This window comes from Metamycoplasma phocicerebrale, assembly GCF_003383595.3.
GTDB lineage: Bacteria > Bacillota_I > Bacilli_A > Mycoplasmatales > Metamycoplasmataceae > Metamycoplasma > Metamycoplasma phocicerebrale.
The window spans coordinates 407,592-420,555 of sequence record NZ_CP033058.2 but is presented as its reverse complement, the minus strand read 5'-3'; the positions used below and the strand labels follow the sequence as shown (position 1 = coordinate 420,555).

At 25.2% G+C, this 12,964-nt stretch carries 13 protein-coding genes; 7 read left to right on the top strand and 6 right to left on the bottom strand.

What is annotated here, in order from left to right:
* Positions 1-236: 236 nt before the first annotated feature.
* The 6 genes from DMC14_RS01655 to rsmD form a co-directional block, all read right to left on the bottom strand.
* Positions 237-887 (bottom strand): ribulose-phosphate 3-epimerase, encoded by a 651-nt coding sequence (locus DMC14_RS01655; protein WP_116171505.1) that lies wholly within the window; start codon positions 885-887, stop codon positions 237-239.
* 10 nt (positions 888-897) lie between these two features.
* Entirely contained in the window at positions 898-1,746 is an 849-nt protein-coding gene (rsgA, locus tag DMC14_RS01650; protein ID WP_116171504.1) for a ribosome small subunit-dependent GTPase A, read from the bottom strand.
* Positions 1,747-1,773: 27 nt separating this feature from the next.
* Complete coding sequence (locus DMC14_RS01645) at positions 1,774-2,781, bottom strand: serine/threonine-protein kinase (RefSeq protein WP_116171503.1); 1,008 nt, start codon at positions 2,779-2,781, stop codon at positions 1,774-1,776.
* A complete protein-coding gene (locus tag DMC14_RS01640) occupies positions 2,781-3,530 on the bottom strand; it encodes a PP2C family protein-serine/threonine phosphatase (RefSeq protein ID WP_175393440.1) in 750 nt (249 codons plus the stop codon). Before DMC14_RS01640 ends, DMC14_RS01645 begins: the two co-directional genes overlap by 1 nt.
* Positions 3,531-3,536: 6 nt before the next feature.
* Positions 3,537-4,160 (bottom strand): guanylate kinase, encoded by a 624-nt coding sequence (gene gmk, locus DMC14_RS01635; RefSeq protein WP_116171501.1) that lies wholly within the window; start codon positions 4,158-4,160, stop codon positions 3,537-3,539.
* Positions 4,161-4,272: 112 nt separating this feature from the next.
* Complete coding sequence (rsmD, locus tag DMC14_RS01630) at positions 4,273-4,821, bottom strand: 16S rRNA (guanine(966)-N(2))-methyltransferase RsmD (RefSeq protein ID WP_116171500.1); 549 nt, start codon at positions 4,819-4,821, stop codon at positions 4,273-4,275.
* 125 nt (positions 4,822-4,946) lie between these two features.
* On the opposite strand from rsmD, the gene DMC14_RS06150 reads away from it, so the two are divergent.
* The 7 genes from DMC14_RS06150 to DMC14_RS01595 all read left to right on the top strand — a co-directional run bounded on the left by DMC14_RS06150 (position 4,947) and on the right by DMC14_RS01595 (position 12,907).
* The gene (locus DMC14_RS06150; protein WP_116171499.1) at positions 4,947-6,995 is read left to right on the top strand and encodes an MYPU_1760 family metalloprotease; all 2,049 of its coding nucleotides are present in this window, start codon (positions 4,947-4,949) and stop codon (positions 6,993-6,995) included.
* Positions 6,996-7,061: 66 nt separating this feature from the next.
* Complete coding sequence (gene fmt, locus DMC14_RS01620; protein WP_116171498.1) at positions 7,062-7,916, top strand: methionyl-tRNA formyltransferase; 855 nt, start codon at positions 7,062-7,064, stop codon at positions 7,914-7,916.
* The gene (locus DMC14_RS06145) at positions 7,906-8,565 is read left to right on the top strand and encodes a uracil-DNA glycosylase (protein WP_116171497.1); all 660 of its coding nucleotides are present in this window, start codon (positions 7,906-7,908) and stop codon (positions 8,563-8,565) included. Before fmt ends, DMC14_RS06145 begins: the two co-directional genes overlap by 11 nt.
* A 240-nt stretch (positions 8,566-8,805) precedes the next feature.
* Complete coding sequence (locus DMC14_RS01610; RefSeq protein WP_175393439.1) at positions 8,806-9,561, top strand: MATE family efflux transporter; 756 nt, start codon at positions 8,806-8,808, stop codon at positions 9,559-9,561.
* 5 nt (positions 9,562-9,566) lie between these two features.
* Positions 9,567-10,022, top strand: a complete 456-nt coding sequence (locus tag DMC14_RS06140) for an MATE family efflux transporter (RefSeq protein ID WP_116171495.1) — start codon at positions 9,567-9,569, stop codon at positions 10,020-10,022.
* Between the two features lie 132 nt (positions 10,023-10,154).
* Positions 10,155-11,522, top strand: a complete 1,368-nt coding sequence (locus tag DMC14_RS01600) for a M17 family metallopeptidase (protein ID WP_116171494.1) — start codon at positions 10,155-10,157, stop codon at positions 11,520-11,522.
* Between the two features lie 11 nt (positions 11,523-11,533).
* Positions 11,534-12,907: a M17 family metallopeptidase gene (locus DMC14_RS01595; protein ID WP_116171493.1), complete on the top strand. Its 1,374-nt coding sequence runs from the start codon at positions 11,534-11,536 to the stop codon at positions 12,905-12,907.
* The last annotated feature ends 57 nt before the right edge of the window (positions 12,908-12,964 follow it).

Below are 12,964 nucleotides of genomic sequence, written 5' to 3'. Positions count from 1 at the left end.
ACCTTTTTGGTTGTTTGCAAAGTGCGAGTTATTTTGTGATATAACTTCCTCCTTAATAAAATAAAAAAGTGGGTTAATCCACTTCCCAAAAACTACAAAATAAATATATAAGTTCTTTATTGTAGCGACCCAGCAAAAAATCACTTAGGTGAGAAATGAATCTTCTTGTTGCTATTAAAAGCCCTTTAATTATACATAATTTTTTTATTTTTGATAATTATTTATATAAATATTTGTTATTCCTTAATTAGTTCTTTTATTGTTTCTTTAGAAAAATTATTAACTAAGTAAGAACCTACAACAGCAACATCAACTCCTGCTTCAAAACATGAATTAATGTTGCTTTGATTAATTCCTCCATCTATTTCTATTAGAGTTTTTAAATTTGTATCTTGAATATATCTTCTTAAATTGGCTACTTTATTTAAAGAATTTTCAATAAAACTTTGTCCACCTTTTCCGGGATGAACACTCATTACTAAGGCTAGATCTAAATGTTTAAGATAAGGAAATAATACTTTTTCTTCAGTTTCAGGATTAATTGCAATACCTATTCTTTTTTTATCTCTTTTGGCTTTTTCTATAATATTAAGTATTTGTGTTTCATTCATAGCTTCATAATGAAAAATTAGTAACCCATTTGTTTTTGAAAAATAATCATAATAAGAAATAACATCTTTGACCATAAAATGAAATTCCATGTCATGTATTTTTGTTTTTTTCATAGCTTCAGAAATTAAATCATCGCTTATTCCTTTATTAGGGACAAAAACACCATCCATTATGTCGTAATGGATTTTTGTTACATCTCAATCTATAAGAGAATTAATATATTCAGTAAACTTTGCCTCGGGTACATCTAACACTGATGGACTTATTTTTTTCATAATAAACTCCTTAATAAATTGGTCCTAGCATTCTTTTTAAAAAATTGACATAGTTATCATATCTTTCTTGTTTTATTATGCCGCTTTTTACTCTTCTTTTAACTTCGCAATCTTCTATTCTTTCTTGATAATGTTTGCAACTTCTATATTTGCATAAATGAGCAGCTTCTCTAAAAGAATTAAAAGCAGTTGGCATTTCGTCAATAGTTAAATCAAATTCTATTGAAGAAAAACCTGGTGTATCTATTATCTCGCCGCCATTAAAATCAATTAAACTAACTTCTCTTGTGGTATGTTTTCCTCTATTTAAAGCTTTAGATATGGCTTGAGTTTCAAAATTTGTATTAGCTAAATAATTAATTAATGTTGTTTTGCCAACTCCGGTTTGGCCAACAAAAAAACTTGTCTTATGTTTAAACAATTCCTTTAGCCCTTCGAAGCCAGTGTTTGTTTCATAATTAATTTCGAATACTTTGTATCCTTGGTCTTTGTAAAAATTAATTTTAGAATTTGATGTTAAGTCTTTTTTGGTTAAAACTATTATAGGTTCAACCCCTTTGCTTTCAATAATAATTAAAAACTTATCAACTAATAAAGAACTAAACTCGGGCTCAACCAATGACATTACCACTATTGCTTGATCAACATTAGCAATTTTAGGTCTAATAAAGAAATTCTTACGACCTAAAATATGGTGTATAAAGCCTCCTTTTTTGAATTCTACATTGTCTCCTACAATTGGTTTCATATCAAGTAGTCTTAGTTTTCCACTTCCACGAACTCTATAAGTTTTTTTGTCTTCAAAAGATTTAATATCATAAAAACCGGCTACCGATTTAACAATTTTTCCTATTTCCATAATTTTTATCCTTATTAATATTATATATTAAATAGTCCCAGTAAATACAAGAGCTAATACTGTTGCAACTATAGCTACCGATAATAAAATTATTATTATTAATGTAACTTTTAAGGACAGGGATTTCTTTTTGTTTTTAGAATTAGTATTTTTAGATTCCTTATCTAATTTTAGTTTTTTTTCTAGACTGGCTTGAGGACTTAAACATTTTTTTAAGTCTTTTAAAATATCGACGCAATTATCATATCTTAAATTAGGGTTTTTTGCTGTGCAACGGATTATTATGTTTTCTACGGCTTGAGGAATAGAAACTCCGACACCTTCTAATGGAGGTAATTTTTGGTTAATTTGTAAATATAAAATAGATTGTTCTTCATTGGCTTGGAATGGTGGATGGCCGGCCAACATTTCATATAAAATCATTCCAAATGCATAAATATCACTTTTTACTGATGCTCGTGCAGTTCTAGTTAGTAATTCGGGAGCTATATATTGGATTGAACCTACTACTTTATTATCGGCAGTTACTCTAACGCTTTCTTCACTAATTGAAATTCCAAAATCAATTAACTTTATAGTATTTGTTATATTTTGAATAATAATATTGCTTGGTTTTAAATCTCTATGTATTACATTGACTAAATGTATATCAATTAATCCTTGACATATCTCTTTGGCTATCCTTATAGCTTCATCGGTAGGAATTTTAGTGTTCTTAGCTATTAAACTTTTTAAATCAATACCTTTAATTAATTCCATTACATAATATGATTCATCGTTAGAAGAATAATAGCCTATCATTTTAACTACATTATCAGATCTAATCATGTTCAATACTTTACACTCGTTTTTGAAACGTATTTGATTAGTAACTTTTTTAGTAATATCAGGTACAGTTAAAATTTTAATAGCAACCTTTTTACCAGTCTTAACATAGGTTGCAGAATATACTTCTCCATATCCTCCCCGACCTATCAATTCAAAGTTTTCAAAATATTTATTTACGTTTCTATATTTTCTTAATTTTTTTTCCATTAGTTAAACTCCATTATTACCACTGTTAAATTATCTTTTGATAAATTTTTCTTAGCCACACTAATCATTTTATTTGCTTTTTGTTCAATGTTTAATTTAGCATCTTGTAAAATTTGTTCAAGTGTGGGCTTTTCAATATAATCATGAACACCATCAGAAGTTAATAATAAATATTGAACATCTTCATTACTTTTTAATAAAAACCCATCACATTTCATTATTTTATTAGGTCCTAAACAACTAACAAGTTTATTTGCATCTGGGTGTAACTTAGCTAATTCAAGACTTAAAATTTTATGTTTAACTAATTGATGTAATAAATTTTGGTCTCGAGTTATTTGATATAAATAGCCATTATAAGCATATGTTCGAGAATCACCAATATTAAAAATATAAGTTTGCTTATTTGAATTAAAAACCAGGGCAGCAGTTAATGTTGTCCCCATGTCAGAATAATCTTCATTTTCTTTAGCTATTTCATTAAGAGATTTTTTTATATAACTCAATGCATTGTTAAATCATTTATTAATTAATTTTTTATCATCATAATTAACTTCAGGATCAAAATTTTGTTGAAAATATTTAAACAAAAACTCAATAGATTTTGTAGAACAAACTGAGCCACCAAAATGACCACCCATTCCATCGCACAAAACAGCAAGAGTTCAATTTCCTAAAAAAGAAATTGAAGCATAGTCTTGATTTTCTTTACGATATTTTCCTTTATCTGTTTTAACAATGTAATTCATTAAATTTTAGGCCTTTCTTCCTTCTTCACCTTTATTATTATCTTCTAACATTTTAGCAAAATCTTTTTTAATTATTTTTTTAATATTTAAAACTGTTTCTTCAATAGAATTATTTGTAATAACATAGTTAAATGATGAAGACATTTGAATTTCTTCTCTAGCTTTTTGCAATCTTTTTAAAATTAAATCTTCGGTTTCTGTTTTTCTACCTTCAATTCTTCTTTCCAATTCATCTAATGAAGGAGGCATTAAAAATATAGAACAAATTTCCGCTTCACGACCTTCTTTTTTATACTTTTCAATAATTTGATTTGCACCATTGGTTTCTATTTCTAAAAATGGAATTCTGCCCGATTCATAAATATGTAGTATTTCAGAAAGAAGGGTGCCATAATAATTATCAAAATGTTTTGAATATTCTAATAACCTATCTTCTTTTATAAAAGTTTGAAACATTTCAGGAGAAACAAAATAATAATGAACTCCATCAATTTCCCCTTCTCTCGGTTTTCTTGTGGTTATAGAAACTGAAAGTTTTAGTTTTAAATCTTTATCATCAAACAAAGGTTTTTCAACAGTTCCTTTTCCAACTCCGCTTGGACCAGTAAAAATTATTAACTTCTTTTCCATAAAACTTACTCCTTAAAATAATGCAAATTACATTTTTATACTTTTTTTAATATTAATTGTAAATAAAATTCAATTTTAATTTTAAATTTAATTATTAATAATTAATTATAAACTAATTTGCAATTTCAATAAAGTAAATATAAATTTTTCCATATTTCTTGTTTTTGATCAATTTATAATTATTTTTTTCATAATTAAAATCTTTTCAATCAGTTTCAATTATAATTTTCCCATTCAAATTTAACATGTTATTCGAACTAATAATGTCTATACATTTTATTAATAAATCTTTTTCAATAAAAGGGGGATCTAAGTATATATAATCATATTTTTTATTTAAATTTTTATTCAAAAATGTTAATGCATCAATATTAAAAACATTTAAATTATCTTCTTTTAAATTATGCATATTTTCTAAAATAATTTTATAAGCTAGTTTATCTTTTTCTACACTTGTTGCTTTTTTAGCTCCTCTCGATAGAGCTTCTAAACAAAAAGAACCAGACCCTGAAAATAAATCTAAAAACTCCTTATTTTCAATAAAAAAATGAATAGAAGAAAAAATAGCTTCTCTAGCTCTATCAGTTGTAGGGCGGGTTGTTTTTTCAGATGGTTGTTTTAATAATCTTGAACGATATTTTCCTGCTATTATTCTTAACATAATTAAATATTATAAAGATTTATCATTTTTTGTTATACTCTTTTAGTTAAAAGATAATAAGTTTTTTGTTTTTTAATTATAAATAGTATAACATTAAATTATTAATAATGTGGGGGGTTATAAATATGCAGCAAAATAATAATAAAACAAAAGCAGGAAAAATATTTTTATCAATAATTCTAATAATTTTAACTCTTGGCGCTATTAGTGTTGGGGGTTATTTTGCTTATAAATTCCTTAACTCTTCTATAAACCAAAAAATTAATAATATAGGTTCCGATTATTATGAAGAATCAAACGATTCTTCTGGAGCATTTAAATTTTTTTATGATAAAGATAATAATTTAATTTTTAATGCTAAAAAGACTGAAAAAAGTGGAGAAATTAAATCTTCTTTTAAATATGGCAATTTGACTATAATGGAAAAGCCAGTTTATACTGATGGTAATAAAAAATATTACTATTTAGGAGAAAAAGGTATTCAGCTGCTGAATACTATGTTCAAAAAAAGAGCACTATATGGACCAGAAATAAATGCTCTAAAAAGCATAAAAATTGGTTTTCCTTCAAAAGACAACAAAAATAATTCTGCCAACGGTTTATATTATCCAAGTCTTAGAGAAATATATATTTTTACTGATGGACCTTTGAATAATAATTTAAAATTATTGAATCAACCAGTAGCCAAAAGAGTTGAAATTATTTTTGGAACAATAATGCATGAATATACTCACCACATAGATAATATGTATAATAAATCAATAAAAGAAACGGATGAATTTTCTGATAATACTCTTATAGAAGACAATGGAGATGGCCATGAACATGGTGGAAATTCACATATAATTAAAAAAAGACAAATTAATAATAAAAAGTTTTTAAAAGAATTTAGGTTTAATTTAAATTATCATGATATTCCTTTGGCACAAAAATCAAAATATATAAGAAGAGAATCCGATTTTGAATACATAAAAGGTAAAATACCTGTTTATAAAGATTTTAGTTCAAATGATTTGTTTAGATTTGTTAATTTGGATATTAGTGAATTTGAAAAAGAAAATTATAATAAAATGTTTGATAACAAACATTATTTTAATAATAATAAAAACCAAGAAATTAATTTTGCTAACCCTATTGAATCAAAGTCTTTAAAATACTTATTTTCTTTTGCAGAATTAATTCCAAGAGAATTAGTTAAATTATCGTTAGGCCCAAATTCAACATTTTATGTTGATAAGAATTATAAAAGCCTTGAAAACTTTTTATATTTTGCTAAAGAACGAAATGATTTATTTGGTAATATAGAAGTCATTTTTAGTTCCACAGGTGATGATATTTTAAAAACAATATCAAAAGCAAAACATAAAACAACTTGAAAAGATATATGAGCTTATGCTCCAAACTGAGTTTTCAGAAAACAAATTGAAGAATTTGTAAGCAATAAATGAGACAATGATAATTTTGAATATGAGAAACCTTTTAAGAATGTGGGAGACACAAGACATAAAGGTTTGTTTAAGGCTTATGTTGATTTAATGGGCTGAGGTCAATTAATTAGTTTTGCTCATTACAATATAAATAATGACAGTGGTAATTCTTTAAATTTTGGAGGATATTTTCAATTACCAAAAAATAATACAGAATATCAAAACAAAAAAATGAAGCTATTACTTGTTTCAAAAGACAATAATAAAAAAATAATTGAGTCTAATATAACTTTGCAAAAATACAATTTAATTACAAAAAAAGAATGAGATTCTAAATATGAGTCTTCTTTACCAGAAGGACAACAAAAAAATTATTGAACAGAAAAATGAATATATCCAGAATTATTCAAAGAAAATTTTTATTATGTATCTTATATAGCAAGAAATATAAACAAGCCTAATTTTAATAAAATTATAGGAAACAATGCTTTTGACATTAAATTATGAATAGATCTTAATAATGATGGCAAATATGATTTAGAAGACATAAATCAAAAAGAAGTGTTTTCACTATTGAATGATGATAAATTTAATAATAAAGGTAAAAACTTTTTTGATAAATATGTTAATGATCAAAGAAAAACTACAACATATAAGATGTATAGTTATCGAGATTCTTTAGCTGAATGATTTGAACTAAAAAAGGACACAAATAATAAATATTATTATTATTTAAAACCTTATTAAACCAATCTAGTATTGGTTTTTTATTTTATATTTATAACTTTATTTAGGATAAGTTATAATTTTTTTATGTCAAAAATTAAATTAATATTAGCAGGAACCGGAGATTTTTCACAAAAAATTTTTGAGTCATTAATAAAAAACGAAAACTTTGAAATTTGTGCAATTATTAGCCAACCAAATAGAAAGTTAGATAGAAATAAAAATATAATTAATACAGAAGTAGCTTTATTAGCAAAAAAACATAATATAAAATTATTTCAACCAATAAAAATCAAAGAACTATATAATGATTTAAAACAAATAAATTTTGATTTTTTTATAACTATCAGTTTTGGGCAATTAATACCTAACAATATTTTAGATTTAGCCAAAAAAGCAAGTATTAATGTTCATGGTAGTTTATTAGAAAAATATAGAGGGGCAGCGCCTATACAACATGCATTATTAAATAATGATAAAGAAACAGGTATTTCTTTAATTTATATGATTGATAAAATGGATGCTGGAGATATAATTTTTTCAAAAAAAATTTTAATAGAAGAAAATGATACGGCATTAGAAATTTTTGATAAGTTAGCTAAAGTATCTATTGAGAATTTAGCTAACTGAATTATAAAAATTTTTAATAATGATATATCTCCTATTAAACAAAAAGAAGAGTTAGTTACTTTTGCTCCAAAAATTAAGAATGAAGATGCTGAGCTTTTTTTAAATGATACAAAAGAAAAAACTTTGGCCAAAATAAGAGCCTTTAATGACCAGCCCGGAGCTTTTTTGATTTATAACAATAAAAGATTAAAAATTTTTAGAGCTTCAATTAATAAAGTTAAAACGCCATTAAATATAAACTTTTCTAATGGAAAATTATATTTAATTGAATATCAATACGAAGGTAAAAAAAGAGTAAAACATGAATTTTAATTTTGATATTTTTTTAGAAAAACAAAAAGAAAAAAACTATTTTAAAAATTTAATAAGCAAATTAGAAAAAATAGGTTATGAAAATATTTTTCCTAAAAAAGAAGAAATATTTTTTGCTTATCAAAATTTTGATTTTAATAATTTAAAAATTATTATTATAGGTCAAGATCCTTATCCAACAAAAGGTGTTGCAAACGGTCTTGCATTTTCTACTAGTAGAACCAATTTAAAAACTCCTGCTTCATTAAAAAATATATTTAAAGAAATTAAAAACTCATATCCCAAATCTCAGTTTTTAACAAATGATTTAAGTTATTGAAAAAATCAAGGAGTACTATTAATAAATAATATTTTAACAGTTGAAGAATCTTTGCCTTTAGCACATAAAAATATGGGATGAGAAAACTTTACTTACGAATTTCTTAAAAAAATTACAAAAACAACTAAAAACATAATATTTTTAGTTATGGGAAACTATGCATTAAATGTTTTGAAAAAAATAGATTTAAATAATCATTTTGTTTATATTGTTTCTCACCCATCCCCTTTAAGTTGCAATAAAAACTTTTTAGGTTCTGATGTTTTTAAAAAAATAAACAATAAATTAAGGGAATTAAATAAAAAAGAAATAGATTGAAATACAAAATAGTTTATACTATTTTTAAGTGAAAAATAAATTTAAAAATTGAAATTAGAAGAAGGCAAAATGTCAAAATTTAAAAATATCTTTAAGCACATTAGTTTTAGAATGTTTTTTGCTTTATTATTTTTCGGATTATTGCCAACTATATATAATACTATTAGAATATATTAAATTGGCCAAATCCCAAATACATGAAGTTTTTCTATTGCTTCGCAAATGCAATGAGTTTCGCTTTTTTATGAAATTATGCAAGAAGCGTTTTTACTACCGTTATTCTTTTTTATAGGAGCAGTTATAAACGATAAAGAAGAATTAGAAAATAGATTAAAAACTGGATTATTATTTACATTTTTAATATATATTGTTTTAACTGTATTTATTATAGCAGCAGCAAGACCTCTTACAATTTTAATGGCTCAGGATAAAAGTATAATTAATGAAACAGTAAATTATATTAGGTTAGAATCAACAGCTAATATTATTAACATTTTATTTAAATTTATATTAGTAGCATTGATAACTATAAAAAAAGATAAAAATATTTATATCCCTCTTTTAATTCAACTTATACTAATTATTATATTAGATATATTTTTTATTTCTAATTTAAGCGTTTCTTTAAAATTAGGAGTTAATGGAATAGCTTATACTAACATTATTGTTTCTTCAATATTATTAATTACTAGTTTTATACTATTACACATAGAAAAAATCAATATATGAAAAATTAAAAAATTAAATTTTAAGTGATTTAAATCTTTTTTTAGAATTAGTTCGATTTCTGGCTTAGAAACTTTAGTAAGAAATTTGTTTTTTATGTTTATGATTGTAAAAATGGTAAATGCTGTCGGTGGATCTGGAGATTTTTGACTAACAAATAATTTTATATGAGGTTGACTATTATTGCCTATACTTCAATTAAGCGAAGTTGTTAAGGCAGATATTGGCCGAGATGGACATAAAGCTATAGAAAAAATACGCTTGGATACTTTTTTATTGTAACTCTTTTGGTATTAATATGATTTATAACTATACCAGGATGAAAACCATTTTTTAATAGTGTTTTAAAATTAAAAAACGGAAATACAATTTATTACTTATCAATAATAAGTATTGGGTTTTATGTAACATTTGCTTACAATTCTATAATTGATAGTATTTTTTATGGATTGGGCAAAACAGAATATATGTTATATCAATCCTTAATTGTAAATATTGTATTATTTGGAATAATGTTTATTTGTTATAAAACTGGCGCTTGAATTCCAACATTGAATTCAATCACCTTATTGTTTGCAGGAGCAATAGCATTTGACTCGGTAATTACATATTTATTATTTATATGGATTTTAAAGAAAAATAAAATAAATATTTTTAGTGTTTTAAAAAACAAAACTTTTATTGATCAAAATAATAAATTAGAAGAAGGCAAGGATAAAGAAATATCAAATTTAGTTTCTTAAATGCTTTTTTATATTCAAAAACAAATAATTTGGTTTTTGGTTTTTTAAAATTTATAATTGTTTTATAAAAAACAAAATCAATAATAATTTAATACTATAATAATACTATTATTATAAAAAAGGAAGGATAATATGAGCATAAAATATAACAATGTTCGTAATAAAGATATGCTTTTAAAAGCAGCATATGAAAACACAGAGATGTGTTCTAATATTGCTAAAGAAGCTAATTATATTACAGAATTTTTTGAAAAAAATGAAGCATATATTTTTATATCAAAGGAAGTAAAAGATTATTATCATTTTTTAAAGGTTGTTGATTCAATAGCTTTGGCTAAAAGAAGAGATTATCAAATAGATATAGCATCTTTTGTTAACAAAAATATTTCAATAGAAGAAGTGCTTAGAGCTTTTATTTCTAGAGTAGCTTTTCATGAAGCTAAATTATTTACACAAAAAGAAAAAACTAAAGATGATAAGGAAAAACAAATTAAATTATCTTTATTTTTAGAAGATAAAAATTACTCAGATTTGGTTAAAAAATTAACAACAATTTCTGAAGCGGTTTCTAAAACTCGCGATTTACAAATAACACCTCCAAATATTGCAACAAGTGAATGAATTGCAAAAACAATAAAAAAAGATTTTGAAGATGTTAAGGGGTTAAGTGTTAAGGTTTTGACAAAATCAGAAATTGAAAAATTGGGAATGGGATTATTATTGGCAGTTAATGCTGGTTCATCTTACCAACCAAGAGTAGTTATAATTGAATACAACGGAAACCCAAAAAGCAAAGAAAAATTTGTTTATGTTGGAAAAGGTATTACTTTTGACACCGGTGGTTATAATACAAAAGGATACCACATGGATGGTATGAAGTTTGATATGTCTGGATCAGCTATTGTTGCATATGCAGTTAAGGCTATTGCAGAATTAGAAATTAAATCTAATGTTGCTGCTGTTATGATGTTAACAGATAATGCTATAGATACACATGGCACTGTTCCAGAATCAGTTGTTAAATCAATGAGCAGCAAGACAGTGGAAATTACTGATACAGATGCTGAAGGCCGTTTAGTATTAGCTGATGGTTTATATTATGGTGCTACAAAATTGAATGCTACTTTATTAGTAGATGTAGCTACTTTGACTGGTGCTATGATTAGAGCACTTGGAAAAACTTATTCAGGTATTTTTTCAACAAAAGATGAAAGATGAAATGAATTTAGTGAAGCGGCTAAAGTTGCTCATGAAAAAGTTTGAAGATTGCCTATGCATGAAAACTTTCACAAAACAAACAAAGCTTCTTTAGTAGCAGACTTAAATAATTACAATAATAGTGCAAAGGCTGATTCAAACTCGGCAGCTATGTTTTTAAATGAATTTACAAATAAAGTTGACTTTATTCACTGTGATGTTGCAGGAACAGCTGATCAAAAAGGTATGGGTCTTGGAGTTTTAGTATCTACATTAGTAGAATTGGCAGAAAGACAAAAATAAGGAGATAAATTATGGAATTAATAAAAAAATTAGAAACAAAACGTAATGATTCAATCTTATTAAGAGCTATTTACAAAAATGAAAAGAAACTTGCTAATGTTATTGAAAAAATAAAAGTTATTACCGAAAATTTTTCTGAAAAAATAGCTTATATATTTATGGGAGAAAAAGAAGAAGTAAATTATGATTCAGTTTATGAATTGGCCAGAGATTTAGGACTTAATGCAGCTAGAAATTATCAAATTGATTTAGTGAGTTTTGTCAATACAAAACTTTCTTTAGAAGAAGTTGTTGATGCTTTTGTTAAAGGTATTAATTTTTCGGCTGCTAAATTATTTAATAAAAAAACCATTTATAAAAAAGAAAATAAAAACCAACTTTCTTTATATGTTGAACAACCTTCAAAAGATTTATTGTCTGCTTTTGAAAAAGCAATGATTTTAGTGGATGCTCAAAATTGAGCAAGAAATCTAGGACTAACCCCTCCTAATGAATTAAACTCAGAACAATTAGCTGATATAACAGAAAAAGATTTAAAACAATTTAATAATCTTTCAATAAAAGTTTTAAATAAAAAAGAAATTGAAAAATTAGAAATGGGACTATTGCTATCAGTTAATAGAGGTTCTGTTTTTGAACCAAGAGTTGTTGTAATTGAATATAATGGTAATAAAAACTCTAAAGATAAAACAGTTTTAATTGGAAAAGGTATAACATTTGACTCTGGTGGTTACAACATTAAAACAGGTCGTTATATGAATGGAATGAAATATGATATGAGTGGTTCAGCTGTGGTTGCTGCTGTTATGAAAGTAGTAGCTCAACTTAAACCTAACACAAATGTTTCAGCTATTATGTGTATAACTGACAATAGAGTAAATGGGGATGCTTCATTGCCTGATTCAGTTTGAACATCAATGAGTGGTAAGACAGTGGAAGTTAATAATACAGACGCTGAAGGACGCTTGGTAATGGCTGATGGATTATATTATGGAGCAACAAAATTAAATGCAACAAGATTAATCGATGTGGCAACTCTAACTGGGGCAATGATTATGGCTTTGGGCGATACTTATACAGGTGTTTGATCAACTACAGAAAAAGGGTGACAAGATGTACAAGAAGCCGCCGATATTCAACATGAATTAGTATGAAGAATGCCTTTAGATGATGAATATTTAGAATATATGAAGGGTTCTCTTGTAGCTGATTTAAAAAACACCGATTTTACAGGTAATGCAGGTTCTTCTTCGGCCGCAATGTTTTTAAAAGAATTTACAAATGAAATAGAATATATTCATTTTGATATAGCAGGAACCTGTGATGTAGATGAAAAGCCAATGTTTGCTATGGTAAAAACTATTTCAGAATTAGTTTTAAAATAATTTATTTTATATTAAAATAATCTTTCGAATTTATATTCTAAATTCGAAATTTTTATT